This window comes from Streptomyces sp. ADI96-02, assembly GCF_003846185.1.
GTDB lineage: Bacteria > Actinomycetota > Actinomycetes > Streptomycetales > Streptomycetaceae > Streptomyces.
This window is the reverse complement of record NZ_ML123034.1, coordinates 5,704,411-5,729,265: the sequence shown is the minus strand read 5'-3', so window position 1 is coordinate 5,729,265 and position 24,855 is coordinate 5,704,411. Positions and strand designations below refer to the sequence as shown.

General features: G+C 67.8%; 29 protein-coding genes. 11 read left to right on the top strand and 18 right to left on the bottom strand.

Annotation, left to right across the window (positions count from 1 at the left end; all coding sequences use genetic code 11):
• Positions 1 to 90 precede the first annotated feature (90 nt).
• The 4 genes from EES43_RS25135 to EES43_RS25120 form a co-directional block, all read right to left on the bottom strand.
• Positions 91 to 1,266, bottom strand: coding sequence for a site-specific integrase (locus EES43_RS25135; RefSeq protein ID WP_124270845.1), 1,176 nt, complete (start codon positions 1,264 to 1,266; stop codon positions 91 to 93).
• Positions 1,263 to 1,538 carry a hypothetical protein gene (locus tag EES43_RS25130; protein WP_124270844.1) on the bottom strand — a complete coding sequence of 92 codons (276 nt, stop codon included), beginning with the start codon at positions 1,536 to 1,538 and terminating at the stop codon, positions 1,263 to 1,265. The genes EES43_RS25135 and EES43_RS25130 overlap by 4 nt, the downstream gene beginning before the upstream one ends.
• Complete coding sequence (locus tag EES43_RS25125) at positions 1,535 to 1,924, bottom strand: hypothetical protein (protein ID WP_124270843.1); 390 nt, start codon at positions 1,922 to 1,924, stop codon at positions 1,535 to 1,537. Before EES43_RS25125 ends, EES43_RS25130 begins: the two co-directional genes overlap by 4 nt.
• A 242-nt stretch (positions 1,925 to 2,166) precedes the next feature.
• Entirely contained in the window at positions 2,167 to 2,712 is a 546-nt protein-coding gene (locus EES43_RS25120; protein WP_124270842.1) for a hypothetical protein, read from the bottom strand.
• A 199-nt stretch (positions 2,713 to 2,911) separates the two neighbouring features.
• Between EES43_RS25120 and EES43_RS25115 the strand changes: the two genes are divergently transcribed.
• Complete coding sequence (locus tag EES43_RS25115; protein ID WP_124270841.1) at positions 2,912 to 3,550, top strand: hypothetical protein; 639 nt, start codon at positions 2,912 to 2,914, stop codon at positions 3,548 to 3,550.
• Between the two features lie 32 nt (positions 3,551 to 3,582).
• Here the strand turns inward: EES43_RS25115 and EES43_RS25110 are convergent, their stop codons facing one another.
• The 5 genes from EES43_RS25110 to EES43_RS25085 form a co-directional block, all read right to left on the bottom strand.
• Entirely contained in the window at positions 3,583 to 5,757 is a 2,175-nt protein-coding gene (locus tag EES43_RS25110) for a hypothetical protein (RefSeq protein ID WP_124270840.1), read from the bottom strand.
• A gap of 95 nt (positions 5,758 to 5,852) precedes the next feature.
• A complete protein-coding gene (locus EES43_RS25105; protein ID WP_124270839.1) occupies positions 5,853 to 6,203 on the bottom strand; it encodes a hypothetical protein in 351 nt (116 codons plus the stop codon).
• Between the two features lie 424 nt (positions 6,204 to 6,627).
• The gene (locus EES43_RS25095; protein WP_124270837.1) at positions 6,628 to 6,972 is read right to left on the bottom strand and encodes a hypothetical protein; all 345 of its coding nucleotides are present in this window, start codon (positions 6,970 to 6,972) and stop codon (positions 6,628 to 6,630) included.
• A 14-nt stretch (positions 6,973 to 6,986) separates the two neighbouring features.
• Positions 6,987 to 7,328: a hypothetical protein gene (locus EES43_RS25090; protein ID WP_124270836.1), complete on the bottom strand. Its 342-nt coding sequence runs from the start codon at positions 7,326 to 7,328 to the stop codon at positions 6,987 to 6,989.
• Positions 7,325 to 8,134: a peptidoglycan-binding protein gene (locus EES43_RS25085; RefSeq protein WP_124270835.1), complete on the bottom strand. Its 810-nt coding sequence runs from the start codon at positions 8,132 to 8,134 to the stop codon at positions 7,325 to 7,327. Before EES43_RS25085 ends, EES43_RS25090 begins: the two co-directional genes overlap by 4 nt.
• Before the next feature lie 447 nt (positions 8,135 to 8,581).
• On the opposite strand from EES43_RS25085, the gene EES43_RS30800 reads away from it, so the two are divergent.
• From EES43_RS30800 to EES43_RS30795, 10 genes are read left to right on the top strand one after another with little or no spacing between them, the layout of a single operon-like run.
• Positions 8,582 to 9,133 (top strand): hypothetical protein, encoded by a 552-nt coding sequence (locus EES43_RS30800; RefSeq protein ID WP_164493258.1) that lies wholly within the window; start codon positions 8,582 to 8,584, stop codon positions 9,131 to 9,133.
• Entirely contained in the window at positions 9,123 to 9,515 is a 393-nt protein-coding gene (locus EES43_RS25075) for a hypothetical protein (protein ID WP_124270834.1), read from the top strand. The genes EES43_RS30800 and EES43_RS25075 overlap by 11 nt, the downstream gene beginning before the upstream one ends.
• Positions 9,508 to 9,987: a hypothetical protein gene (locus EES43_RS25070; protein WP_124270833.1), complete on the top strand. Its 480-nt coding sequence runs from the start codon at positions 9,508 to 9,510 to the stop codon at positions 9,985 to 9,987. Before EES43_RS25075 ends, EES43_RS25070 begins: the two co-directional genes overlap by 8 nt.
• Positions 9,980 to 10,246: a hypothetical protein gene (locus tag EES43_RS25065; protein WP_124270832.1), complete on the top strand. Its 267-nt coding sequence runs from the start codon at positions 9,980 to 9,982 to the stop codon at positions 10,244 to 10,246. The genes EES43_RS25070 and EES43_RS25065 overlap by 8 nt, the downstream gene beginning before the upstream one ends.
• Positions 10,236 to 10,358 (top strand): hypothetical protein, encoded by a 123-nt coding sequence (locus EES43_RS31775; RefSeq protein ID WP_277426079.1) that lies wholly within the window; start codon positions 10,236 to 10,238, stop codon positions 10,356 to 10,358. The genes EES43_RS25065 and EES43_RS31775 overlap by 11 nt, the downstream gene beginning before the upstream one ends.
• Positions 10,355 to 10,747, top strand: a complete 393-nt coding sequence (locus EES43_RS25060; protein WP_124270831.1) for a hypothetical protein — start codon at positions 10,355 to 10,357, stop codon at positions 10,745 to 10,747. The genes EES43_RS31775 and EES43_RS25060 overlap by 4 nt, the downstream gene beginning before the upstream one ends.
• Positions 10,744 to 10,992 (top strand): hypothetical protein, encoded by a 249-nt coding sequence (locus EES43_RS25055; protein WP_124270830.1) that lies wholly within the window; start codon positions 10,744 to 10,746, stop codon positions 10,990 to 10,992. Before EES43_RS25060 ends, EES43_RS25055 begins: the two co-directional genes overlap by 4 nt.
• On the top strand, positions 10,989 to 11,309 hold the full coding sequence (locus EES43_RS25050) for a hypothetical protein (RefSeq protein WP_124270829.1): 321 nt from the start codon (positions 10,989 to 10,991) through the stop codon (positions 11,307 to 11,309). The genes EES43_RS25055 and EES43_RS25050 overlap by 4 nt, the downstream gene beginning before the upstream one ends.
• A gap of 2 nt (positions 11,310 to 11,311) precedes the next feature.
• Entirely contained in the window at positions 11,312 to 11,503 is a 192-nt protein-coding gene (locus EES43_RS25045) for a hypothetical protein (RefSeq protein WP_124270828.1), read from the top strand.
• Entirely contained in the window at positions 11,500 to 11,820 is a 321-nt protein-coding gene (locus tag EES43_RS30795) for a hypothetical protein (protein ID WP_164493256.1), read from the top strand. The genes EES43_RS25045 and EES43_RS30795 overlap by 4 nt, the downstream gene beginning before the upstream one ends.
• Positions 11,821 to 12,079: 259 nt before the next feature.
• On the opposite strand, the gene EES43_RS25035 is transcribed toward EES43_RS30795, so the two are convergent.
• The 9 genes from EES43_RS25035 to EES43_RS24995 form a co-directional block, all read right to left on the bottom strand.
• Positions 12,080 to 13,855 (bottom strand): glycerophosphodiester phosphodiesterase, encoded by a 1,776-nt coding sequence (locus EES43_RS25035; protein ID WP_124270827.1) that lies wholly within the window; start codon positions 13,853 to 13,855, stop codon positions 12,080 to 12,082.
• Positions 13,856 to 13,876: 21 nt separating this feature from the next.
• Positions 13,877 to 14,890 carry a hypothetical protein gene (locus EES43_RS25030; protein WP_124270826.1) on the bottom strand — a complete coding sequence of 338 codons (1,014 nt, stop codon included), beginning with the start codon at positions 14,888 to 14,890 and terminating at the stop codon, positions 13,877 to 13,879.
• Complete coding sequence (locus tag EES43_RS25025; protein WP_124270825.1) at positions 14,890 to 16,059, bottom strand: siphovirus ReqiPepy6 Gp37-like family protein; 1,170 nt, start codon at positions 16,057 to 16,059, stop codon at positions 14,890 to 14,892. The genes EES43_RS25030 and EES43_RS25025 overlap by 1 nt, the downstream gene beginning before the upstream one ends.
• A gap of 12 nt (positions 16,060 to 16,071) precedes the next feature.
• A complete protein-coding gene (locus EES43_RS25020; protein WP_124270824.1) occupies positions 16,072 to 16,935 on the bottom strand; it encodes a phage distal tail protein in 864 nt (287 codons plus the stop codon).
• A 71-nt stretch (positions 16,936 to 17,006) separates the two neighbouring features.
• Positions 17,007 to 22,871 carry a peptidoglycan DD-metalloendopeptidase family protein gene (locus tag EES43_RS25015; protein WP_124270823.1) on the bottom strand — a complete coding sequence of 1,955 codons (5,865 nt, stop codon included), beginning with the start codon at positions 22,869 to 22,871 and terminating at the stop codon, positions 17,007 to 17,009.
• A 14-nt stretch (positions 22,872 to 22,885) separates the two neighbouring features.
• Complete coding sequence (locus EES43_RS25010; RefSeq protein WP_241192528.1) at positions 22,886 to 23,257, bottom strand: hypothetical protein; 372 nt, start codon at positions 23,255 to 23,257, stop codon at positions 22,886 to 22,888.
• Positions 23,258 to 23,292: 35 nt separating this feature from the next.
• Positions 23,293 to 23,721 carry a hypothetical protein gene (locus tag EES43_RS25005; RefSeq protein ID WP_124270821.1) on the bottom strand — a complete coding sequence of 143 codons (429 nt, stop codon included), beginning with the start codon at positions 23,719 to 23,721 and terminating at the stop codon, positions 23,293 to 23,295.
• A 102-nt stretch (positions 23,722 to 23,823) separates the two neighbouring features.
• Positions 23,824 to 24,411: a phage tail tube protein gene (locus EES43_RS25000; protein WP_124270820.1), complete on the bottom strand. Its 588-nt coding sequence runs from the start codon at positions 24,409 to 24,411 to the stop codon at positions 23,824 to 23,826.
• Between the two features lie 10 nt (positions 24,412 to 24,421).
• The gene (locus tag EES43_RS24995) at positions 24,422 to 24,853 is read right to left on the bottom strand and encodes a hypothetical protein (protein ID WP_124270819.1); all 432 of its coding nucleotides are present in this window, start codon (positions 24,851 to 24,853) and stop codon (positions 24,422 to 24,424) included.
• Positions 24,854 to 24,855: the final 2 nt, after the last annotated feature.

Here is a 24,855-nt window from a genome sequence, read left to right as displayed (position 1 = left end):
GCAGATCCACACCCTCGGGATGGGGAGCTGCGAGAACCACGATGCACCCGAACCGGCCACAGGGATAGACGTGTGACCGGAAACGGTTGATCAGGCTTCGGCTTCCTTCGCCGCCTGCTCGGCCTTCTTGCGTCGCATGGCAGTGATGGTGTTGTCGGCTTCGCTCCGTGCTGGTTCGACGTAGTGCTTCTGGACGGTGAGGGAGCCGGGCTTCCAGCGCCCTTGCCCTGTGGGGTCTTCTCCGGCTTCGGCGATCTCCTGTGCGGGGCCGCGCCGGAGTCCGTGAGCAGTGATCTTCGATGGGTCGGGCAGGTCCGCGAGCTTGGCGCGGGCCTTGACGATGGCACCGATGGCGTCAGGGGTGAGGAAGTTCTCCTGCGGTCCGCCAGCCCTGTGGCGGATCTTTCCGCCTCGGTTGATGTGCCGGAAGAGCGGGCCGTCGGTGATGTCTTGTCGTCGGAGTTCTTCGAGCCAGGCGCGGACGCGGACTACGGGGCAGGTGGCCGGGTCGTCCGGGTTTGCGGGCACGAAGGTGGTTGCGCCCTTGGCGGACTGGTCGGTCTTGGAGAAGGCGACGAGGACGTGGATGCCGGTGGGTCCGATGGTGAGCTGCGGGATGAGCAGGTGGGCGAGTTCACTGCGGCGGGAGAGCATGCCCCAGCCGAGGGTGAGGAGCGCGGCGTCGCGGGTGGCCTTGGGGTAGTCGGCGTCGGTGTCGCTGGTGCAGGTGGCGGCCATGGCGGCGAGCATGTCGGTGCGGATCGCGGGGGCCTTCTTGGGGGTTCGGCGTTGCACCCATCCGCGCGCGTGTTTGCGGACGGCTTCGCTGGCTTCCTTGGTGCCGGGCTGCTGGCCGTCTTGGTGCCAGGAGCGGATGGCGGACATGGCGACTTGGATGGTGGACGGGGACTTGTCCTGCCGGATGAGGTGTCCGACGTATTCGACGAACGTGGCGGTGGTGCACGGCAGGTGGACGCGGCCGTTGTCGCGGCACCATGTCTCGAACCGGGTCCGTGCGGAGTTGTAGGTGCGGGACGTGTTCTCGGGTGGTGACTGGTCGAGGAGCTTGGCGGTTTCCTCGGTGATCCGGAAGTCGGCTTCGCTGTACGTGGGCTGGTCGGCGGTGGTGGGGATGGGCGCGTTGGGGCGGAGGATTGTGTGCCGGTCGACGAGCGGCCGGGCAGGGTCAACCTCGGGTAGCTGAACGGGGAGGTGGCCGTCGTCCACCAGCTCGGCGTCGACCACCTCATCGGGCTCGTAGGTCACAGGCGATACTCCTCCGAGACACCGAAGACGGCGGTGATCTGACGCCTCCACCGGCAGGGGAACTCGCCGGAGCCACAGGCGCAGCCCGTCGTGGCCTTCCAGAGCAGCTTGCCCGTTTCGGGGTCCTTGGTGACGTTGTCCGTCGCCCAGCCAAGTTCGGGTCGGTGCCAGTGCAGGGCGAGCCGGGCAACCTCCTTCAACTGGCTGATGCCGTCGTGGCGTTTCTCTGCGCGGTCGATGAGGTCCGGCAGAGGGTCGTAGGCCTCGTTCACGCCGCCGCCCGTGCTTGCTCGTAGCGGGCGCGGGCGGCGATGAATGCCTCGTGGCTACCGCTCTCGCGATCGGGGTGGGCGTCAGCCATGGCCCGCTTCAGCTCTGCTAGAGAGGCAGGCTTCGGTTGCTCAACGACGGGTTCGGACAGGTAGACGGTGAGGTCGCTCTCCCACCAGCCGCCCACCCGCTGGACCTTGCCGTCGGCTTCAAGGCGCTGACGGTCAACGAACCGGGTGCGGCCGTTGATCTCGTAGTAGACCCGCTTCGGGGTCTTCTTCACGACGGGGAACGCCACGGCGTGGGGCCGCTGATAGAACCGGGCGTCGTCATGCACGCTGGTGTCGATGCCGTACAGGTACTCGGTGGTCGTTACGTCTGCGCTCATCTACCCCTCCAAGTCTGTCTTGTATAAGGGAAATTATACGAGGCTACCCCCGGTAAGGCCCGCCGTTCAGGGGAAGTTGGTGCCCCCCCTCCACATGACAGCGGCCCCACTCCGAGAGGAGCAGGGCCCGTGATACGGCATATTATCGAGAGTCGAGACGGCCAAGAGGTCGCGCGCCCGCAGCCGTTGAACGACGAAGCGCCCCGCCCTCGGATGAGAGCGGGGCGCGGGTGCGCGGACGGTCAGCCCGCTTCGGGGACTTCGAGGTACCAGCGGCGCTCGAAGCCGACGTCCCCGCTGAAGAAGTAGGCGAAGTGTCGGAGCACGGCGTACCCGGCGGCCCGGTCTTCGCTCGCGCGGCCCGTCTGTAGTGCGGCCTCCGCCCGACCGACGATGTGGGTATAGCAGCGCTCCCAGCCGTCATGGTCAGGGAGTCCTACTCGCGCTGAACACTTCCTCTGGACGAAGGCAAGCAGCTCCGGCCAGTCTTCTGCTGCGTGCTCGTCGGCCCTCGCCGCCTTGTCGATTGCGTAGCCGGAGGTGATGAGCCGGTGCGATAGGGCCTTGGCGCCGGCAACCAGCTCTCGCTTCTCCTCTGGCAGAGCGGTCCGGTCGAAGTCCTTCAGGCGCCGGTAGGTGATGCGGGCGATCTCGGAGAAGGGCCCGTCTTCCAGGTACTTCATCTCGTGGTCCTGGAGTTGACCTGCGGCGAGGAGTGCCTGCTGGAACTCAACGCGGATGGCGTGGTCGCCGAAGAGGTCCGCGACGCGGTCGGAGATCTTGAACATGGTGCTCCTAGCTGTTCTGGCCCCGCGCTGGTTTCAGTGTACGGACTTGGGGCGCCCGGCACCCCACCATGCGGCAGGTCGCCCGCACCCCTCCCCCGCTGTTTGGTCACAACTCCGTCACCACCGGAACATGTGGCACCACGGGGTGTGCGGGGCTCGTTACGGTCGGGCCTCCACGAACCATCCCTGGGGGGACGAGTTGAACACCCGCACACTCACCGTCGCGCTCGCATGCATCGCCACCGTGGCCCTCGTCGGCTGCGACCCGGCAGCCACCGAGCCGACACCGGACGCGCCGGCCGCAACCGAGTCGGCAGCGAAGGCGCCCGCCCCGTCTGCCACCAAGGAGGAAAAGCCGGCGGAGAAGAAGGCGGTGCCGAACTTCGTCGGCATGGGCCTCCAGTCCGCCCAGGACGCAGCCCAGGCCGAGGGCTTCTTCGTCCTCACCTCCCACGACAGTGCAGGGCAAGGCCGGGCGCAGGCATTCGACCGGAACTGGAAGGTCTGCTCGCAGAACATGGCCGTCGGCAAGACCGTCCCGACGGACACCAAGCTGGACTTCGGGACGGTGAAGCTGGAGGAGGACTGCCCCGCCACCGAGGCGAAGGAGCCCGAGGCGGCGGGCGGGAAGATGCCGAACCTCGTCGGGAAAGCCGTGAAGGTCGCTCGGGACGCGCTCGACCCCAGCACCTCCATCACCGTCACCGACGCCGCCCAGGGCCGCATGGTGCTGATGGAGTCCAACTGGCAGGTGTGCACCGAGGACCCCGCCCCCGGGACCGCACTGAACGGGCAGCCGGTCGAGTTCACCGCGGTGAAGTTCGAGGAGAGCTGCTGAACCGGCGGTATCGCCAGAGCGGGCAGTCCCGTCTAGCTGGCCATTTGGATGGCGGTGACCTGCACGGTGACCGGCTGGGCCAGCGTGAGGAGGCCCGTGTTCTTGAGGGTCACCGTGCAGCCGGTCGGCGTTTCGTTGGAGAGCGGCGGTAGGAATGCGATGTTCCCGAGCAGGCTTTGTGCACCCTCGATCTGCACGATTGCCTGGTAGGTCGCGGATGGCATTGGCGAGTCGAAGGTGACGGCAACAGCGGTGGTGGCACCCGCTCCGAGGCTGAGCGCGGGCGTTGCCTTGCCGGTGACGCCGGTGAGTCTGCGGGATTCCAAGATCGTCGCCCGGGTTTCCAGTGCGGTGACCCGGGCTGCGAGCGCGGTCAGTGCGCTTGCCGATGCGGCCCCGATGTCGCCCGCGGTTAAGGCGTCGCTGCCGCCTACTGCGTGGCTGGTGGCGTGCGCAGTTGGATTGCGGGCGTTCGCAAGTCGAGGGTCTGCGGCCTTGACATAGGCTCCGTCAGCCCGGGCCTGCTCTCCGTTCAATGCCGTGGTGAGTGCCCCGTCGGCTCGATTTCTCTCGGCGGTCACAGCTGTATCCGTGTACGCCTTGCTTGCCGCGAGGGCCCCGGAGCCTTCGTAGACGTTGTCGGCTCGGGTCTTCTCGGCGGCGCTCTGCTGGTCGGTGTAGGTTTTCGCGGCGGCGAGCGCTGTTCCCGCTGCTCTGGTGGCCGCACCAGCTGCGTCGTAGGCGCCGTCGGCGCGTGTCATTTCCGTGATGGCTTGCTGGTCCGTGTACCCCTTGGCCGCGGTCAGCGCATCTGCGGCGACCCCCATCGGTTCGTAGCGGTCATTGGATACGGCACGTTCGGTCGCCGCCGAGGCGGCAACAGCCGCGGTTGCCTGTTCCCTGGCGGCGGACTGCACTGTTGCGGCTGCACCGGCGGGGTCGTACCGGTTGTCCGATGCTGCCCGTTCTGCCGCGGCGCTCGCCGTGACCCGATTGTCGATGTAGGTCTTCGCCTGGTCGACTGCGCTGCTTCCGGAGCCGGCCCGTTCGTAGGCGGCGTCGGCGCGTCGCCGCTCGGCGAGCACCTGCGCATCTGTGTAGGCTTCCGCCTCGGCGACGGCGTCCTGCTGGGCTTGAGGTGCTGAACCGACAGGTTCGTAGGCCTCGTTGGCACGCTGCCGTTCCTCCGCGATCATCCCCGCGGCGGCGCTTGTTGCGGACTGCCGTGCCGTCTCCGCCGCGCCAGCCGGATCGTAGGCGGTATCTGATCGGGCGCGCTCTTGGGCAACGGCGGTGTCGACGTAGGTAATGACCTCCGGGCCGGCCTCGCCGTCGGATAGACGCGGTTCGTATGCGGTGTCCGCGCGTACCCGTTCGGCGGCGATGGTCGTTTGTACCAGCGTCTGAATCTGCTGGAGGGCGTCCCCGGCCGCGCCTGCGGATTCGTATGCGGCGTCCGACCGGGCAATCACCCCGCTCACTTCGGCATCGGTGTACCTGCGGGCGGCATCCAGTGCGGCGTCTGCAGCTCCTGAGGTGTCGTATGCCTGGTCGGCTCGGGCTTTCTCGCTCGCTACGGCCTGCGCAATGGTGGCCTCGGCGGTGACGACAGCGTCATGCTGCGCAGCGTCGGCGGCGCCCTTGGCGTCGTAGGTGGTGTCGGAGCGTTCGACGACGGCGGCAATGGCGTCGGCCGTGTGGCCAACTGCGGTGGCGACCGCCGCGGTCTTGGCCTGGGTGGCGGAGCCGGCGGGGTCGGCTCCGATGGCCTGCGGGGTGACCATGGTCCAGTCGATGGGCTCGGCCGGGCCGGGGTCGCCTTGCGGGCCGGGCGGTCCGATGAGGCTGTTGAGGAAGTCGCTTTCGGTGCCGTCGTTGCCTGCTGTGATCCATGCGTCGTAGGCGGAGCCCCCGGGTACGGCCACGTACTGGGTGCGGTCAGGATCGAGCTGCTGAACGGCCCCGAGGTCGACCTCTTCCTGGTCGGCGTCGAGGGTGAAGTGGAAGTGGCGGGGCTGCTGGCCGTTGATCTGCTCGATGCCGAGCCACGCCCACACCGCAGGGTTGGCGCCGTCAACGTTGGTGGGAAGCAGGCGAACCTGCCCGCCGTCCCCGTTGTCAAGCTGCCCGTCGACGAACCGGTACGTGCCGCCACCGGTGAAAACGCCCTGGTGCCCAGGGATACGAATGGCGGGCACGGTCGGCATGAGCTGGAGGGTGCCCTCGCCGGGCCCGCCGTCGGCTGGGGACGTGATGCTGTAGCGGACGGGGACGGAAGGTACGCCCTGGGGGAACGGCATGGTCAGACTCCTGTCCGGTAGTAGTCGTCGACCCGCTCCGGCGGGGCCGGAGGTTCGATGTCCTGCAACCGCATGAGCGCGGTCAGCTCGCTGACGTAGCGCGCGAAGTCCCGGACGAGCGACCGCATTGACCGGTCGCTGTCTTCCACCTTGGCAAGGCGGGTTTCCAGCCCCGATCGGATCTCGCGGAATGCCTCCAGGTCCGCTGTTCTCTGGTTGGGTTCTGCTGACAGGCGGTTCGCTTCGCGGGTATCGGCCGCCGCGTGGCGGGCCGCTCGTGCGGCGATGATCGCGCAGACCACCGTCATGAGGCCGGTGAACAGCGTCCCCGCGAAAATCGCGTTCCCACTCATCTGGCACCGCTCTTTCTGCTGTGCGGCACGGAATGCTCTCGCGTCCTCGATGACTGGAGGACAGCGGCGACGATCGTTAGCCAGAGCAGGCCGGCGTAGAGGCCGCGCTGGTAGTCGCCGACAGCACCCGCTACGAAGTACGACATGGCCCAGCCGAGTGGGGGCAGCAGGGCGACGATGAAGCCTGGCCAGTCCCACGGCGGGCGCAGGAAGGAGCACCCGGCGCAGATGACTCCGGCGCTGATCCAGACCCAGGCCCGGCAGTGGAGGGGGGCGAACTGGAGGAGCAGTCGGAATGGCCGCTCATCGGGGAGAGGGGCGGCTACGACGCCGTACCCCCAGAAGATCCAGGCAAGGGCCCAGAGGAGGAGCCATTGCCCGCGGCGGCCCAGCCGTTGTCGGAGCCACCAGGCCGCCTGTCGCATCAGCCGGCCGCAGGGGTCGTCGACTTGGCGGGGGTTACCTGGCCGCGGGTCATGAGGCCGAGGACGGCGAGGGCGACGGCGTTGAGGGCGCCGACGGTTTCGGCGGAGACGCTGAGCCCGTAGGCGGCGAGGAGGGCGACTCCGGCGGCGACGAGTCCGGTGAACGCGGACGGGGCGATGGGGCGCGTTATGGCTGCGGTCGCCGCGGCGAACACGGCGCTGATGACGGCGACGATCGCAGCGGCCTGTTCGGCGTCGAGTCCGAACTGGAAGGAGACGAGGAGGGACAGGGCGGCGGAGAGGGTGGCGATGATCAGGGCGGGTTCGCGGCCGAAGAGCTTCATGGTGGTCTCGTTTCTCAGATGGGCTGCGCGAGTGCGCGGCAGCCGATGACGGTCCCGGAGGCGTTGCGGACCTCGCGGTAGGGGACGAGCAGGTCATTGCGTCGGCCTGCGAGGGCGAGGGCGACGACGAGGGACACGATGTACTGGTAGCCGTCTCGCTGGGGCGGGAGGTTCTGGACGTTCCCAAACTCGACTCGCTCGAAGGTGATGCTGCGGCTGAGCTCGATCGTGGCGAGGCGTGCGGGCGTCTCCTCCGGTTCGATGGCGAGCCGGAAGAACGGCTTGAGGTCGTCGCTGCCGTCTTCGCGTTCGTCCGCGTACAGGCGGATGGGGTGCGGCGTTAGGTTGAGGATCACTTCGGCACCTGAAGCTTGTCCCAGGTGGTCTTGCCGGGCGGCCACTTGGCGGCGGCCCCGGTGTAGCCGCACTTGCGCTGCCAGGCTTCGTAGGAGTTCACGTCGGCCTGGCCGAGCTTGGGGCCGGGGCCGTCGGTGTACCGGCCGCAGCCGACGGCGACGAGGCGTTTGCCCATGGCGGTGAAGATGGGGGACTTCTTGCCGAGGGCGGGCCGGCTGCCGTTGAGGAAGAAGCTGGCCCCGGGGTACGTCTCGTACTTCGGCGTGCCGGCGGGGGGCTTGGTGCTGGGCTCGTCGTCGCCGTTCGGGCGGGGTGCGCCCTTCTTCACCCAGGCGTAGAGGGGGCCGCCGGGGCAGGCGGTGGCGTACCCGTCGCGGTGTCCCTTGATCTCGTTGCCCGCTCCGTTGTCGCGGAGGAGGTCGATGCCGTCGCGGATCGCGGAGAGCATCGGGGCCGGCGGCTCCGTGAGGCCGCTGCTGCCGACGAGCCCGACTATCGCGTAGTGGGTTTGGTTGAGTGCCTGGTTGCCGTTCGCTCCGGTGCGCTTGCGGAGCCCGCGTCCTTCGAGGAGGTAGCCGTGGGGGCAGGCGGCGTAGTTGTAGGCAACGTCGCTGTAGCCCTCGGTCTTGTTCGCGAGGTGGGACTTGCGGATGTTCTTCCACTCGGTGATGCACGCGTTGTGGTCGGTGAGCAGCTTGGTGCTGACCGGTGTCCCCTCGTAGTGGACCTTCACGCCTCGGGCGGTGGACTGCGACGGCGCGGCGGAGGCGGGCCAGCCGAGTTGGGCTCTGGTGACGAGCTTCATGTGGGTCTCCTGCGTAGCGTCAGGCGTCAGCATGACCGTTGACCTTTGAATCATAGGCTTTCGATTCGCATATGCCTACGATTCCAAGGTTCAGGGGTTATGCTGGCCCCGGGTCGCCGCTTCACCGGTTCACCCAGCGGCGGGCTCCTTCTGGCAAGGGGCGAGCCCGCCGCCACCCTTGCCAATCCCCTTGCCGAGGAGGCACCTGTGCCTGATCCCATAACTGCCGGTGAGCGAGTCTCTGCCAACGTGCGGATGCTGCGAGCCCGACGCGGCTGGACCCAAAGCGAGCTAGCCGCCGAGATGGGGCAAAAGTTCTCGCTGGGTCGTTGCCCGGCGTGTGGTGCCGCCAGCCTGTTCCTCGGTGAGGGCGGTGGCGTCACCTGCGCCCGCATCGACTGCCCCGCGCCGGATGCCGCCGACGACATGCTCGGCCAGGGAGCACCGATGCTGCACCGCGTCGCTGTCCTCGCCAGCGACCTGTTCACCACAGGCGCGCCGGGTCCGGAACGGGAGACCGCACGGAAGTTCCTAGCCGCGCTCCAGCGTAAGGAACCCCGCCTGCTCGACTACGGTTTCTGCTACGAGGAGCAGGGCGAGGAGGTTCACCCGCACCCGGAGTGCGCCATCGGAAGCACCGCACGCCAGCAGCCGCCCGTGGTCGCCACGGCACGCATCCACGTGGACGTAGCCGCCCCCACGACGGCGAACCTGCCCGAGTTCGAGCGCGCCCAGGCCGTGGTCCGCGCCGAGGAGGCCGAGGCCACCATCCGGCGGGTACGTGACGCCTCCGCTTTCATCCGGGCCACCACCCGCACATGGGACCCCGTAGCCGACATCATCGACGCCGCCCTCGACGAGGACGGGGACCCCGTACACGCCCGCGTCGCCCTGGCCGTGCGCACCGTGCTGAACCAGGATCTCCCCAGCGACATGGGCGGGCACGTAGCCACAGCGGTACTGGCCGTGCTCCGCAAGGAGGCGCCCCATGAGTCCTAGGAAGATGCGCCTGGCCGACCTCCGGCGCCTCTCGGACGACGACCCCGACTTCGACTACGGGAAGGTGACGTTCGACGTTACGCCCGGCCTCCATGACTGGATCAACGGCCTACTCGACAAGGCGCAGGCCGCCGCCGAGATCGGATCCGTGGAGGACCGGTGGTGTGCCGCCCACCGCAAGATCCTCGAAGCGCACCCGTACACATCCGAAGTCGTCAGCCCCATCTATAGGGCTAAGGGAGCCGACTTCGGGTGCATCACCTGCCACGTCACCGCAGACGAATACGGCGGCACGGACACCGAAGGGCGCGGGAACTGTCCCACGATCCTCGCCCTCGCCGAAGGCTACGGACTCGACGACGAGGAGACCGACGATGCATGAGTCGACCGGGCGCGTGCCCACCACCTTCGAGGAGTTCCTGGCCCGCGCCGTCGCCCAGCAAGGCAACGGCTTCCGCCCTGCCGCAATGGAGTACGCCCGCCACTTCGCCGCGACCTGCCGCACCAGGAGCAAGGAAGAGAGCCCGGACGACTCCGCCCTGCTGCGCCGCCTCGCGGACCAGATGGACCCAGACCTGCGCCCGGTGCACGTCATCGCCGCGATGGTTCGGGACTTCGAAGCGTGGTGCCGGGACAACCAGCGGTGCCCACGCGACCCGAAGGTTCGCCACGTGACCCGACCGGAACAGCTCCGGGGGATCCGCCGCCAGCGCGTCGAGCTGGGCAGGGGGTACAGGCGTCTCCCCCACTGGCCCGAGCTGGCCAAGCTCATCCGCACCAACGAGATGCTCGCCGATACCGACGCGCTCGGGCTCGCGGGCATCACCAGCAGCAAGGGGGCCGACGATGGCTGACGACCGGGAGAAGGCCGCCTACCAGCGGCTCGAAACAGCGGTTGAGGAAGTCTGCCGCCTGGAGGGCTACCAGGGTGTCCTGACCGAGTGGGTGGTCATCGCCGCGTCCCAGCGGTACGACGAGGACGGCGACGGCATCACCCAGGTCGGCACCCTCCTCCCCAGCGGAGGCGGCGCGATCCCCCACCACCGGGTGATGGGGCTCCTCGACTTCGTGCAGACCCGCATGCGAGCCATGGCGGCAGCCGATGACGACTGACAACCTGCGCACCGTGTGGCTGTTCGGCAAGCAGTACTGGTGGGAGCGGCTGGCCGACGGGCGGCTGACCCTTCAGAAAGCGGCATGGCTCAGCACAGGAAGGAACCCATGAGCAGCAACTTCTACGTCCTCTGCGTGTCCCACGACCCGGCAATCCTGAGCACCGAGCACAGGGCAGGCGGAGACGCCGCCGACACCATCAAGACCGGAAGCACCCTCCACCCCGGATGCGACCTCGTCATCGAGGAAGTCTCCGGCGGACCAGTCGAGATCGGCTGCCCGCCAGCTACCTCTCGCGGATCCGGGCCGCGCTGCTACCACTCGGATGTGCGGTGGGTGGAGGTTCAGTGGCTGCGGATGCTGTCGCGGGCGTACACGTCGGCGGACCCGAAGGTTGCCGACGCGGTGCGGCAAGGCCGGTTCACTTGCTGGCCCCAGGAACGCCTCCACCGGCTCCGAGGCTCACTCGGCATCGAAGACGAAGCGAGGGAACGACCGTGAGCGGCACCTCCGCGCCCGACCCCCACCCGATTCTCGTGGGGCTCTTCTCCGTCCGTCATGCGCCGGAACAGGCCGAGCACGCGGCCAAAACTGTCCTCGAACAGCACGCCCGGTACCTCGCCAACAAGCAGCGAGCCCACTTCGGCGTCGGCAACGCACCCGTCAAAGCGCACTGCTCCGCAGGGTGCGACTTCTGCCGAGGCGTGGCTACCGCCGCCGACCTCATCGACCCGGAGGGAACATGAGCGGCGGCAGCTACAACTACCTGTGCCACTCGTCTGATCTTGAGGACATCAACTCGCACAGGTACGACCTCGAACAGATGGCGGCTCGCCTTGCGGGGCTTGGCTACGCCCAGGATGCAGCCCGTGAGACGGAGGAGCTCCTCCTCCTGCTGCGCCAGTGGGAGGTCCGGGCCGCCACGCGCATGCAGCGCCTCACCGCCGTGTGGAAAGCCGTCGAGTGGTGGGACTCCAGCGACTGGAGCGAAGACCGAGTCCGCGAAGCCCTCGCCGAGTACCGTGGCGAACCACCGACAGCAGCGACGGAGGAGACCCCGTGACCGTGAAGCCCGACTATGAGCGCATCGCCCACCTGGAGCGCGAACTTGGTCTCGCCGAAGCACCGCACAAGCCTCGCCTCCGCCCCGACAAGGTGTGCCTCTTGAAGGGCTGCACCGGCGAGTACGACGAGCTCACAGCCTGGGGATCAAACCTCGTCATCGCCAGGCTCCATCACCACGAGGAGGCCCCGTGAGCTTCCGCCTGGGCGACCCCATCCAGTCGGCCATCAGCTGCCCCAAGCCGGACTGCCAGCGGCTCCTGATCAACGGCGAGGTGTGCGACTGCACCTGGCGTGCCGAACCCGACCCTGACCCACTCGTCGGCCGACTCGTCGCCTTCACGGACCCGAACACCGGCAGAGTCCTCGCAGCAGGCAAGGTCACCGGCGTGGACCGCACCGGCGACGGCATGACGCTCACCGTCGTGCAGTACGAGACTCCGGACGTGCCCCGATCGGACGGAGACCCTGCGACACTCCCGCCCGGCCTGAACTGGCGGGACCACCTGTGACCGGCCTCGGGATCCTCCTCGCCCACCAGCACGCCGAGGCGCTGCCCGTGCTCCTGCCGGAACTGGTCCGGTGTCCACGCCCGACCCGCCGCGAGAGGATCGACCCGGGCTCCGCCTATCGCCTGCTCGTCCGTGACCAGCACCCAGCCCACCACCACTCCCCCGCCCGGCACCCCAGCCGTCTCCGAACCCCGGGCGGCCGTCACGTCCGCCCGCAGCCCAGCGAACGCCGGAACCATCCCCACGACAGCACCTGGGATCACAGCTGGGTCACCACCAGATTCCGCCAGTACGGGCGGGTCGCCACATCAGTGACCGACCCGTTGGACAGCCCAAAGTAGCCGCCCCGGAAAGCCGTATCGGCCACCGGACCCGTCGTCCACCCCGACCCATCCGTCCGCCGAACTTCCACCGTCGTCGGCGTCACATCCACCTGGAAACTCATCGCCGCGTCCGCGACCGGCACAGACGTTGCGATCGTCGACCCGATCTGCGTACCCGTCGTCGAGCCGGCCGCGTGCTTGTTCAGCTGCATCTGCCCATTCGCCCGCAGCACCAGGTGGTACCCGCCCGTGGCGTTCGCCGTCCCGAACCGGTAGGCGTCGTCGCTTTGCTTCCCGAAGTAGATGCCGCCGTGCAGCGTGCTCGCGGGCAGCACCTTGAACTTCATGTCGAACGAGATCCGGTACCCGCCCGCACCAGGACTGATCGGGCAGTACGTCCCCAGCCCGAACGACTGGTTCGGAACTGCGGCGATGCTCACCCAGCCAACGTCCGGGGCCGGGGCGAACGCCAGGGCATACGTGTTGTCGTAGTCGATCGTCGGCGTCCCCCCCGACTCCTTGATCTGCAGATCCCACCGGGACGCAGTGCGCTGCGGGGCCGACGTCGACACGTACCGCGGGTCAGAGGCCATGATGCCGACCACGCCGAGCCCGGTCACACGAGCAACCTGGGAACGCCGGTAGACGGGCCAGCAGAAGACGGGCTTCCCGCGGGCGACGATCTGCTGCACGCGCAGGTCCGTGAACGTGGTCTGGACCCCGTAGTAGTCGATGTACTGGTCCTTGGCGTCAATCGCCGCATCAGAGGTCCCGGCATCCAGGTAGACCCAGGTGCGATACCCGCGGCTCTTCGCCCACGGCAGGCTGGCCGTTCCGATGTGAGCTTTCCAGATCACCGACCTCGGCGCGTGCGGATATGAGGCGTCCAGCATCTGCTGAGTCGGCACTACAGAATCGTTGCCCTTGGGCTCCAGCAGAATCGGCACCTTACCCAGGAATTCGTCCAGAACTTGCCGGAGCGGTACCAGTCGCTGCTCAGCCCATCCCGCTCCGAGCATCGGCCGACTGTTCGTCAGAACCTGCTGCCCGACCTCCTCCGTCGTGTACGTATTGAGGGCGCCGGTGCGGTTCGTGGTGCGGTCCAGAGTGACGTCGTGTATGCACCACAGCTCGCCGCTGGCGTCGACGTTGACGGACACCTCCAGGGGGAAGCCCATGGCGGCCGAGTTTCGGTATCCGATGAGGGTGTGTTCAGGGCGGACCATTCCTCCCCCGCGGTGAGCAAAAAATCTCGGAGCGACCGGGGTTGCTGCGCCGATGAGGGAATCCACTGTCGTGATGGCGTTGGGTAGATACAAGGCTGCGGCGGAGACTGCGGCGCTCGCAATGGCGGCATCCTGCGCCGCGTTCGCCTTGGCTGTCGCGTCGTCGCCGGCGGCGGCGACGAGTCCGCTGAGTTTCGCCGAGACGGTGCTTGCGATGTCGGAGGCGATCATCGTGTATCGGCGTCCGAATCCGAAATCGACGTAACAGGCGGTGACTTCCTCCGGGCCGTAGAACGTGACGGACCCGTCGGAGGCTGAGACGACGCTCGTAATCGGCACGCCGCTGGTGTCGGTCAGATCGGTGAGTTGAACGCCGCCAACGACCGCGTCCCACACGGTGCCGTTGACCGCAGGGCGTAGCAGCAGTTGGTTTCCGACCTGCTGCATGGCGTAATCAGAGGTGGTGCCCCCGAAGAGGTGCCGCATGATGAATTCCTTTACTCGGGGTCAGGCCAGCCAGTAGGAGCCGTCGATGGTCAGAATGTCTCCGGCACGGATGTTCCACGGCTTGTTCGTGTATACGGAGAACGCGTTGGGGACGCCTGTGCTGGACACGCTGTTACTCATTGCGTACCGCAGACGGGCAATTTTCGTTGTGGACGATGTGGGGTAGATGACGGCGCTCCCGATCCCGCCGCCCTCCTCGTTGGCGCTGGTGTACGTCCAGTTGAGAATCGACCGGTGCGCAACTGCAGCAGGAAATCCCGGGGGCAGTGACACCATGATTGGGTCGCTGTAGGCCGGGGGGTTCGCTGTCGCCACAACATGAATGAGCAGATCGACGCGCTTACCACGGACGATGTACCGGCCGATATTGGTGGCCGCAGTTCCCCAGTGGAAGTTCGCGGAACCAGACGACCACTGAGGGGTGTAGGTCCCATCCTCAATCCCTGGTGACGCCAACCACTGCCACCCGATTCCGTCGCCCACATACAGGGTGGACCCCTCTACTAGGAGCTGGCCTGTGATGCTGGGCCTGCGCGTACCGGGGAGGCTAGGCATTGCGCCACGGTCGGTAAACCACCGGCGGTCCGCAACATTCACTGCAGTAACGACGGAGGATCCGGCGGCGATCGTGCACTGAGCGAGCGGCATCTCATATTCGCCGCTCTCGTCGGCGGAGAGGGTCGGGGCGCTGGTGCCGCCGGTCTTGTACACGGCGGTGACGGTTTTCGCGCTCATGCTTGCCCGGAGAACGACCATGTCGATTCGGGCTGCGGCTCCGCCGTTCGCGGTGATGGCGATGGTCTTCGTAGCGTCGTTCTTGTAGTAGAACCCGTTCACGAACGCCTCGCCGGCGGACAGGGTGACGTTGCCGCTGCCGTTTCCGGTGACCTTCAGTGCCGCGTCAGCGGGGTCGGAGGCGTGAACACCGTCGAGCCCCCACCGGCGGGCCATGCGGGACCACTGGGACTGCGTGGCGATCGGAGAGCCGTCGAACGGTGCGCTGAACTCGGCCATCAGGCGGCCTTCCTTGTCTTCAGGCGCCCAACGTCCTTCTTGACCTGGGCGAGGTACTTGTAGATGCGGGCCACGGTGCCGTCGCCGTCGCTCGACCCGACGGCAGCTTTCACGGTGGTGCCGTCACCGGCGGTGCAGGTGAGGGTGACCTCGCGGACGACGTCGGTCATCCACGATTCGCGGACCATCGCGGACACGGTGTCGCCGACCTGGTAGTCCCGCCCGTAGCGGAGCTGCGGAATATCGATCGGACTGATCGACAGCGAGCCTTGCCCGGCCCCCGACGTGAGGGCTTCCTCGGCGGCCTGGTCCATCTGTGCCACCAGGTCGACGGACGCGGTGTCGACGGAGGTGAGGTCGACGAACTGCTCGATGACCAGCCCGGGGAACAGGGGGTCGGCCCGGTCGACGGTTTTACAGGCCCGCGGCGTGGACTGCCCGCCGGCGACGACGAGGGCCCGGGTGCAGGTGGGTGGCGTGGTGGTGTAGCTGGCGTCGGTGAGGTTCCCCCGCCGGAAAGCGAACCGGGCGGTGCCGCTGCGGTCGGTGGGCTCGTACACCTGAAACTGCAGCCCTGAGCCCACCTGGACGACGCGGAAACCGAGCCCGGCCGTGTTGGCCAGCTCGGTGAGGACGGCGAGGAGACCCTCGAACTGGTTGAGCTGCCTGGTGACGGTCGGACCGTGCAGGCCGTTCGCTGCGAGGGTGAGCAGCGGGTTCCTCCGGGACGCCAGCGCCCCAGGACCGGCATTGACGTTGACGAGGGTGCGCATGGCGGTTTCGGTGACTGCGCCGCTGATCTTGTACACCGTGTCCGCCTGTGACCCGATGGCGCTGCCCGGGGCGGGCCAGCAGGTGTAGCGGGCCAGTAGCTCGGTGTCGGACACCCCGCCGACAGTGAGCTTGCCGGCGCCGGAGTCGTCCTTGGATCGGGACCAGTCGACGGTACGGATCGGCCCAGAGTCGACGAGTGTGCCGTCAGCGGTACGGATAATCAGTCCGTTGCCCTCGGCCAGCAAGTTCGCCTTCCCTGAGTCTGCGGAGATCTCCAGGACGAAGGACCCGATTGCGTTGTAGCGGGGGATGACGGTGAGGCTGGTGTAGTCGTCGATCTGCCCGATGCGTTCCAGGGCGGGGTTGCGGACGTAGACGCGAAGTGCGGTGCTCATGGGGTCCTCCTCTCAGGCGGCCAGGTAGCGGGGCTGGTACGTCATCCGCACTGAGGTGTCCGTGGTGGATCCGGCGACGGTGAGGGTGAGTTCGTTGATGCCGGTCTCCAGTGGCCACAGGGCGGAGTCGTCGGAGAGGTCCGGCCACAGGTTGGTGATCCCGTTGAGCAGGGCGGTCTGCTGCCGTTCCCGGGTGTCGATGACGATCGTGTCGACGCCGGTGATCGTGCGGGCCAGGACCAAGGTCTGCCCGGTCGTCACATTGGTGAGGGTGACGGTGGTGGCCGGCCCGGTGATGGTCCACACGGGGAAGGCGTCATCGTCTCCGTCGTTGTCGACGGTGACCGCACCGAGCACCTGGGAGTCGCCGACAACGAGCGGCAGGAACGGGAAGAAATCCCCGCCCGGGTCCGTCCTCCAGGTGGTGGTTACCTCTCCCCCGGACCAGTACGGGGACGGGACGGCGAACACCAGGGCGCTGATGCACCAGCGGGCGCCGGCGGCATCGCGGGACTCGTCCCCTTCCATCCCGTCCTGGTAGAGGACACCGATGCTGCGCTGCGCCCCGTCGGGCTCGGTAAGGGTGAGGGTCCCCTGGCCTCTCTTGGGGTTGAGGGAGCGGATGAACGCCCGACGGCGGGCTTTGTATGCGGCCCGGGAGTCGTTGGCCCAGAACGCGATCGGCAGGGTGATCGTCTTGCCTTCGGCGCGGACCTGCCGCACCTCGTACCCGTCGATCCCGGGGGACTCGTCGGTCGCCATGGCGTACCCAGGCATGTCCAGGCCCTTGGCGCCATGCTGGACTACCCAGCCGCGCTCCCAGTCGGTGAGGAGCGTCGTCACACCACCCGGGTCCGTGAAGGACACCAGGGGCATTTCGACAAGGCGTTGCGGCCACTCCCACGGCGGCTGCGGCTCTACTGGGGCTGAGGCTACGAGGATCGGCATCAGCCGGCTCCGCTCATGACGGGGGCGTGGAGCATTTCGTCAGCGGCGAGGGCGTCGAGGATGCTTCGCTTCGAGGCGACCTCGGTGACGCGGGCGTTGTAGTTGAGGACCCGGTCTCCGCTGGTGTTGTTGACGGTGCGGGTTTCGGTGCGTGACATGGTGGCCGCCGCAGACGAGCGGACGGTGCGGGCCATGGCTGCCGCCGCGTCGGCTGCCCCGGGGATGCTGGCCCGGATACCGCCCTCGAAGCCGCCGCCGAAGAACCGGCCCAACTGGTCGGCGACCTTCGACGGGCTGAAAATTTTCAGCTCGACCCGCAGGGTCTTCTGGATCTTCTTCGCCAGGTCAGCAAGAGCCTTGATGATCGATTTTTCTTGGGCGACCAGGCCGGTCAGGAACCCCTTGCCGGACATGGCCCCGGCGTCGTACATGACGTCAGCGGCAGACTGCCCGTAGGCGGTGGCAGCCTTCCCGATCTGGACCTGGGTGGCGTTGATGCTCTTGAGCTGGGCGTCGGTCGCCTTCACCAACGCTGCGGCGTAGGGTGCGCCCTGGTCCGGGCCTGCTTGGATGATCTGCCCGATCAGGTCCTTGGACAGGCCGCGCTTGCCCAGGATCTCCAGGTTCTTCGAGAACGCCTGGAGCTGACCGAGGCGAACCTGGAGCCCGTTGAGGATTCCGTCCGCACCGAAAGGCAGCCCACTGTTTGGCAGACCGGTCAGAGACGCGAAGCCGCTCGCGTTGGCGGTCGTCTCAGTGGCGAACGCCTTGGCCTGGGCGATCTTCGCGGCGATCATGCCTCGCTGCTTCGCCAGGGTCTGGAGTGCCTTGTTCTGTGTGGTGAGCTGTCGTATCAGCTTGTCGTCGAGAGTGGTCTTGACGCCCTTGAACGCGTTCTTCACGGCGGTGGCGACCTGGGTCATGGCCTTGTCGATCGCGGACGCCGTCCCGGCCAGGGCCTTCAGGAAGTTCGCCCCGACGCTGGCTGCTATGGGCCCGGTGTCGATATTCTTCCCGCCAACCCGGATGACGCCGCCGGTGGCATAGCCGGTGCTGCGGCGGAACCCGGTGTTGATCTGAACCCCGCCGCCGACGATGCCGCCTTGGGCGTAGCCTCCGATCCGGTTGTACGCCGCCGACAGCGAGCCGTAACGGCTGAGGGCGTATCGCATGGAGGCGTAGATGTTTGCCATCGGGTCCACGGACACCCCGTAGAGCTTGGGCCCGGTCTCGCGGTACTTCCCGGCGTAGGCGTCGAACGTGGGCCGGATGACCTGCATCAGCCCGACGGACGGGGTGCCGTTGATCCAGTTGATGTCGTTGCGGTTGACGGCCTTGGGGTTACCGCCACTCTCCTGGTTCATCCGGCGGAGCGTCGTGTTCACCAGGGACAGAGACTGGCCGACCTGCCCGAGGGCCTGAGTGACGACACCCCGGAACCGCTCGACGCCAGCACCGGCGTCCCCGCCGGTGCCCCCTTCGAGGTACCGCATCGGGTCGATGGTCTTGCCGTTGATGCGTGCTTCGAGGTGGAGGTGGGGGCCGGTGGTGTTGCCGGTGGCTCCGACGCGGCCGATCTGCTGGCCGCGCTTCACCGTGTCCGACGCCTTCGAGAGCATCGCCGACATGTGCGCGTACAGGGAGGACAGGCCGCTGCCGTGGTTGATCTCGATGTGCTTGCCGTAGGGCCCCGAGTCGATGGCCTGGCGGACGATGCCGGAGTCGACCGCCCGGATCGGCGTGCCGGTCTTCGCGGGGAAGTCCAGGCCTGTGTGCCGGCCGCTGGACCACATGAGCCCGGCCTTGCCGAACGGGGTGCCGTAGGAAGCGGACACGGGCTTGAGCCACTGGCCGGTGCCCTCGACGATGTCCTTGCCGCGGATGTAGTCGATGGCCTTGTTGATGAGCCCGATGGGTGCCTGCCCGATCATGCCGGGCCAGGTGCCCTTGTTCTTCCCAAGGGCTTTCGTGATGCCCTTCTTGACCGGGGAGAACGCCGATTCGGCAAGGTCGGCGAGTCCGCCCCGGGCGACGTCGGCGCCCTTGGAGAGGACGCTGCCGACGGCGCTGGTAATGCCGTCGAAGATGCCGCCCTCAGCGAAGCCGCGGAAGGCTCGGAGGGACTGGCCGCGCATGGCGGCCTGGTTCACAGCGTGGAGCCGAGCCCGCTCATACGGGTCCTGCATAGCCTCGGAGACGTACACGCCCTCGCCGCGGCGCATGGGGACAAGCTGGTCGTCGCCCTGCCGCCACGATGACTGGCCGGGGAGGATCCCGCCGCGGGCGAAACCCTTAGGCATGCCCATGGGCTTGAGGTCGGGGACCCCGGGGATTTTAGCGGCGGTCTTGTTCCAGACGGCGACGATGCCCTTGTTGTAGACGACGTCGATCCAGAACTTGATCGGGGCCTTCACCAAGTCCTTCAGGCCGGCCCAGATCTTCCCGAGGCCCTTCTTCAGGGTCTCGAACGCGCCGGACAGCTTCTCGGCGAAGTTGCTGAAGCCGCGGCGGACGGAACCCCAGGCGTCAGTCGCGGTGGACTTGACGTTCGTCCAGAGGCTGCTCCAGGCCCCGGATACCTTGTCCTTGATCCAGTTGAAGATCACGACAGCCCGGTCGCGGAGGCTGGTGAACCAGCGGATCGCCCCGTTGACGATGTCCGGGATGATGCTGTGTCCGAGGAGGACGTCGTACAGCCACCGGAAGGCCTTGGCGATGGCGTTGGTCAGCCACTTCACGGCGTCGACGCCGGGCTGGATGTCCTTGCGGAGATCCGTCATCGACTTGATGAACAGCTTCAGCGCCGGGATGACAACCCGCAAGATGATCGCCGTGGCCAACTGGGTCATCAGCATGGAGAACTGGATCAGCGGCGGCAGCAACGGCATAATCGCGGGCAGCAGCTGGATCAGGAACTCGGTGCCCAGTAGCGCCAACTGCGGCAGCAGCGGGGCCAGGGCGAGGAGGATGTCTCCGATGCTCTTCCCGAGCTGCATGAGCGGCGGCACGAGCATCGGGATGATCGGCAGCAGCTGCTGCAGGACCCGCATGAACGCCGCCGCGTACTGCCCGGCCAGCTCGGCTATGACGGCGGACAGGCCCTTGATGATGGGGCTGAGGACCGGGCCGAGGATCCCGGCGATCTGGGCGATGACCGGGGCCAACTGGTTGAAGACGATGATCAGCGTGTCGAAGATCGGTATGACCAGTGGCAGGAGGTCGGCGATCAGCTGGCCGAGAACTGGGAGGAGTGGCGACACGGCCTTGACTAGGGCGATGATCGCTTGGGCGGCCACCATCAGCACCGGGCCCAGGGCCTCCGCGACAGGGAGGAGCGCCTCCCCCAGTGTTGCGAACAGGTCGGAGACGGCGGGACCGAGAAGCTTCGCAACCTGCGTCACCGAGGGCGCCAGGGCGGCGAGGACCGGCAGGACTGCCTGTATGGCGTCGCCGAGTGCCCCAGCAAGGAGGCCGGCCACTGCCTGAACGGCGGAGAAGATCGCCTTCAGTGAGGCTTGCACCTCAGGCAGGGCGGTGACCCGGCGGATCTCTGCCAGGGCGGATCCGATGATGGCGAAGAAGTCGCCACCCCCGTCGGCGGCGGCCCCGAAGACGTTCTTGATGATGCCGCCAAGGTCCGCCAGCACCCCACCAAAGCTGACCGCGACGTCGAGGGCGGTGTTGATGGCCTCTTCGAGGCGCCCGTTCTCCAGGCTGGTGGCGAGCCGGCCCATGACCCGGTCCATGGCGTCGCCCGCACCGGCCGTGATGCGGTACCAGGCGGGACCGGCGGCGATGGTGAGCTGGGACAGGCCTGTGACGATCTGGCCCGGGACCTGTACAAGGGTCCCGAGCCCGTCACGGATGACGTCAAAGGTGCCCTTCAGCTGCCCGGTCCGCTCCAAGGTGTCGACCGCGGTAAGGGCGCTCTTCGCCATGGCGTTGAGCTCGATGGCGGCCCCGACGAAACCGGCCCGGACGGTGGGCAGGATGCGGCTACCGACCTCCTGGAGGCGGGTGCCGAGCCCGGCGAACAGGCTGTCCTGGACGTCCAGTTTCATGGCCCGCCACGCGGGTGCCATCTCCTGAAGGATGCCGACGAAGCCGCGGGCGTTCGGTGACAGCTTGCTGATGGCGTCGTTGAGCTTCGTGGTCTGCGTGGCAGCGTTCGTCTGGGCGTCCGCCACGGCACGGGCCGCGTCGGCGACCGCTCGGTGGGCGTCGGCGAGGCCGCGTTCCTGGTCGGCGACTTGCTCGCTTGCCGCCCGGATGCGTTCCTGTGCCTGCACGACCGCGTCGGATCCGGCGACCCCTGCCTTGTTCGCTGCTGCGGTTTCGACCTGCTGGCGCTTGTGCTGCCGGGCCTGCTCGTCGGCTGCTGCTCGCGCCCGCTGTACGGCAAGGTCTGCCTGCTGGATCTGGAGCTGGGTGGCGGTCGGGTCGGAACGGATCTTGGCGAGGTCGAGTTCGGCCTGCTCGATGTCAAGCGCGGCTTGCTTCTGGTCGAGGGCGCCTTGGCGGAGGCGCTGGTTCATGTCCTCCAGGTCGCGGATGGCCTGGCGTCGGGCGGCGGACAGCTCCTGCTGCGCTTGGCGGGCGGTCCGCTGAGCTTGGGACAGGTTCCGTTCGGCATCGGCGACACCCCGGTGGGCGTTGGCGAGGGACCGCTGCGCCGACTCCACCTGCCGCGCAGCGGTCACCGCCGCCTTCGCTTCCGCCGGTGCCGGGGTGAAGGCTGCCTTGATGGCGTCGCCGACCCCCGAGGTGCCGAGCTTGATCGCGGCGAACGCGGAAACGAGGGTGAGGATGCCGGGTGCTGCAACGGCGGCGAGCGGGCCGAGCTGCCCGATTGCCGAGCCCATCGCCGACAGCTGCGGTGTAGCCAGGAGCGCGGCGGCAGCAATCTTCGCTATCCGGCCGGAGAGAAGCCCGGCCTGGGCGGATGCGCTGCCGCCGCTGCCACCGAAACTTCCGAGCGCCGAGGTGATTCCGGCGAGTCCGGAAAGGCGGGTGCGGATGTTGACGGTTCGGTCGCGTGCCACATGATTGAGGGCGGTGTTCGCCGCGGTGGTGTCGGCTCGGGCTGCGACGCGGACGGTGCGCCTGCGGGTGAGGTTGTTGATGTCGTCGGCGGCGACCCGGGTGTCAACGTCGACACCGATGCGGACCCGCTGGCGTTGGGTGAGGCCGCGGAGTTCGTTGGCGGCAACGCGGGTGTCGAGGGTGGCGCGGAGCTGTACGAAGCGGTCGGCGGTGAGCTTGTCGAGGGCCTTCTCGACCCGCTTGTATGCCGCATCGTTGATCTTGGCGACGATGTCGACGGTGGTCTGCCCGAACCCGGCGAGCTTCGTCTTGGCCGCGGTGTCGTCGACCTGCGCTGTGATCTTCACGGTGCGGTCGGCGTTCAGCTTCCTGAGAGCCGTCTTCGCCGCGGTGTCATCGAGTTGAGCGGTGACCTTGACGGTGCGCTGGTCCGTGAGCCTGCCCAGCCCGGTGCGGGCTGCGGTGTCGTCCAGCTCGGCCCGGACCTTCACCGTGCGGTCGCGGGTGAGCCGGGCCAGGGCGGTGGTTGCGGCCTTCTCGTCGACTTCCGCTGTGAGCTTGATCGTGCGGGCCTTGGTGAGCTTGGTGAGCTTGGCCTCGGCGACCGTTGGCAGGAGGTCGACGCCGACCCGCACGGTGGGGGTGGCTGCGGCGAGCTTCCGGCGGATCCCGTCGAGGATCTGGTCGCCGGCGACTTCCCCGGCGAGCTTGGCGGGCTGGCGGATCGCGGAGGGCAGCTCGACGCGAAGCCGGTCGCCGAACTGGGTCGTGTCCGGGATGAGCGATACCCGGGTCGATCCGACAAGTGTCGGCTCGGCCATGCTGCCCTCCCCTCCTACGGTGCTGCTTCGAGTTCGCGGAGCTTGCTGGCCCAGTGGTCGATCTCCGCTTGATCGGTCTGGGTGGTGCTGGGTGAAAACTGGTTGAGGACTGCCTCGCTGTACGCAGCCCCGGCGGCTTCGAGTTCGGCTTGCCGCTCGTCGACCTCGGTGGCCGGGGATTCGACCGGGGGCATGTCCGGTGGTTCGCCCTTGAGATGGGCGGCCCACAGGACGCGGATCATGAGGAGGAGGGCGTTGTACTGGGCGGCCTGCAAGTAGGTGCCCTGCGTCCACCGCCTCCCGTCCACGTCCCCAGCCGTTGCCGCCTTCGTTGCGGAGTCCTCCGGCAGGTGCTCGACCAGGTCCCGGAGTTCAGCCCAGTTCATGGACCCCTCGCCCCAAGACATGGCCCAGAACTCGTCTAGGCGGCGACCGGGGTAGTAGCGGATGAGGTCGGCGCGGAGGGCTCCGGAGTGCTCTTCGAGGAGCTGGAGGAGCCGGAGCCTTCCCCCGTGTCGGTGCCCGCCTCCCCGCTGATGTCCTTGAGTAGTTCGGTGAGTTCACCGACGGTGAGCTGGGCGGTCTCGATGAGCTGGTCGAACGCCTCGGGCGGGGTCGCGATCTTCCGGAGGACGCCGAGGTTGTTGCTGTCGCCTTCCGCTTCGACGGCCTTGACAACGGCGAGGGGCCAGTAGTCCTGGGTGAGGAACGAGCAGGTGCGCTCGTTGACCTCGCCCTCGGTGTCGCCGGGGACCTCGAAGACGAGGTCGACGTGCTTGACCCCGGCCTTCTGCGCGATCTGGGCGCGCATCTCCTGGAGGCGGATAACCTTGCGGTTCGGCTTGGACATGGTCCGGGTTCCTTACTCAGGCGGGGGCAGGCGGGGGCTTTGCAGGTGATCCGCCGTGCCGCCCCCGCCAGGGATTGGGCGCGACGGATCACCAGTCAGGGGTCAGGCGGGGAGGGTGACCTCGGTGATCATGTGCTGGACGGACTGGGCTCCACCCGGTGCGGACAGGGCGGTGAAGGTCAGCTCGTAGTTCGAGCTGTCGTCCGCGCTGTGCTTGCGGGCGCCCCGGTCGGACACGCCACAGCGGGCGATCATGATGCGGTGGCGCTTCCCGCCGTAGATCACATCCAGACCCAGGGCGATCTCCACCGTGTCCTGGGTCGACCCGGACCCGAAGGACAGGAACTGCTTTGTCGCCGGCGGCCCCACCGCCGACGGGATGCTGGTCATGTTGTCCATCTGCACCTGGTAGTACAGGGACAGCAGCTGGGCAGTCGTCTCCCGGAAGACCAGCTTGAACGTCTGGGTGCGCTTCTTCGCCAAGTCGACGACGGGCGCGTCCTCACCCCACGCGTCGAGCTGGGTGCGCTCCTCCGCCAGGGCCTCTTCGAGACCGTCCGGGGTGATGAACCCCATGTCGGCGAACCCAGCCGGCCAGGCGACCTCCGGTCCGGTGGGGAACGTGGTCCCGACGGGGGCCGCATACGCCTTGCCCGCTGTGCCGACGATGATGTTCGCAGAGTCGCCCACGACGGGCCTCCTAGCTGTTCGGGAGGGGTGGGCGGACGCTCATCCCCAGGATCATGCCGACACGGGCGATGCCGGTGTTGGGCTCTTCTGGTCGGTCTTGCGGGCCGGTCTCCTGCGAGATGGCGCTGACGGTGGCGTCCCCCGTGGAGCGTCCAGGGAACAGTTCCCACGCGGCACACACCCGCAGCGCGAGGCGCATGGCCGCGCCCTCGTCGGGGGCGTAGCAGTCGATCGAGAACCGGGGCCGGTCGGTGGTGGCCGGGTCGGACCAGCCGCGCATGGTGCTGGTGCCGCCGATCCGCAGGACCCTGACCACGGGGAGCGCCGCGGTCAGCGCCTTGCCCTCGGGGAGCTTCGACGTCACAAGGACACCGGGCATGCCGGCGCTCAGCAGGTCGATGGCGACCTTCTTGCCGTCAGGGAGGACCAGCGGGGTGACCATGG

Coding starts and splice junctions, on each gene's coding strand:
- EES43_RS25125 (WP_124270843.1), bottom strand. CDS start 1,924: ATGAGCGCAGACGTAACGACCACCGAGTACCTGTACGGCATCGACACC.
- EES43_RS25120 (WP_124270842.1), bottom strand. CDS start 2,712: ATGTTCAAGATCTCCGACCGCGTCGCGGACCTCTTCGGCGACCACGCC.
- EES43_RS25110 (WP_124270840.1), bottom strand. CDS start 5,757: ATGCCGACCGTGCCCGCCATTCGTATCCCTGGGCACCAGGGCGTTTTC.
- EES43_RS25105 (WP_124270839.1), bottom strand. CDS start 6,203: ATGAGTGGGAACGCGATTTTCGCGGGGACGCTGTTCACCGGCCTCATG.
- EES43_RS25095 (WP_124270837.1), bottom strand. CDS start 6,972: ATGAAGCTCTTCGGCCGCGAACCCGCCCTGATCATCGCCACCCTCTCC.
- EES43_RS25085 (WP_124270835.1), bottom strand. CDS start 8,134: ATGAAGCTCGTCACCAGAGCCCAACTCGGCTGGCCCGCCTCCGCCGCG.
- EES43_RS30800 (WP_164493258.1), top strand. CDS start 8,582: ATGCTGCACCGCGTCGCTGTCCTCGCCAGCGACCTGTTCACCACAGGC.
- EES43_RS25075 (WP_124270834.1), top strand. CDS start 9,123: ATGAGTCCTAGGAAGATGCGCCTGGCCGACCTCCGGCGCCTCTCGGAC.
- EES43_RS25070 (WP_124270833.1), top strand. CDS start 9,508: ATGCATGAGTCGACCGGGCGCGTGCCCACCACCTTCGAGGAGTTCCTG.
- EES43_RS25065 (WP_124270832.1), top strand. CDS start 9,980: ATGGCTGACGACCGGGAGAAGGCCGCCTACCAGCGGCTCGAAACAGCG.
- EES43_RS31775 (WP_277426079.1), top strand. CDS start 10,236: ATGACGACTGACAACCTGCGCACCGTGTGGCTGTTCGGCAAGCAGTAC.
- EES43_RS25060 (WP_124270831.1), top strand. CDS start 10,355: ATGAGCAGCAACTTCTACGTCCTCTGCGTGTCCCACGACCCGGCAATC.
- EES43_RS25050 (WP_124270829.1), top strand. CDS start 10,989: ATGAGCGGCGGCAGCTACAACTACCTGTGCCACTCGTCTGATCTTGAG.
- EES43_RS25035 (WP_124270827.1), bottom strand. CDS start 13,855: ATGCGGCACCTCTTCGGGGGCACCACCTCTGATTACGCCATGCAGCAG.
- EES43_RS25030 (WP_124270826.1), bottom strand. CDS start 14,890: ATGGCCGAGTTCAGCGCACCGTTCGACGGCTCTCCGATCGCCACGCAG.
- EES43_RS25025 (WP_124270825.1), bottom strand. CDS start 16,059: ATGAGCACCGCACTTCGCGTCTACGTCCGCAACCCCGCCCTGGAACGC.
- EES43_RS25020 (WP_124270824.1), bottom strand. CDS start 16,935: ATGCCCCTGGTGTCCTTCACGGACCCGGGTGGTGTGACGACGCTCCTC.
- EES43_RS25015 (WP_124270823.1), bottom strand. CDS start 22,871: ATGGCCGAGCCGACACTTGTCGGATCGACCCGGGTATCGCTCATCCCG.
- EES43_RS25010 (WP_241192528.1), bottom strand. CDS start 23,257: ATGAACTGGGCTGAACTCCGGGACCTGGTCGAGCACCTGCCGGAGGAC.
- EES43_RS25005 (WP_124270821.1), bottom strand. CDS start 23,721: ATGTCCAAGCCGAACCGCAAGGTTATCCGCCTCCAGGAGATGCGCGCC.
- EES43_RS24995 (WP_124270819.1), bottom strand. CDS start 24,853: ATGGTCACCCCGCTGGTCCTCCCTGACGGCAAGAAGGTCGCCATCGAC.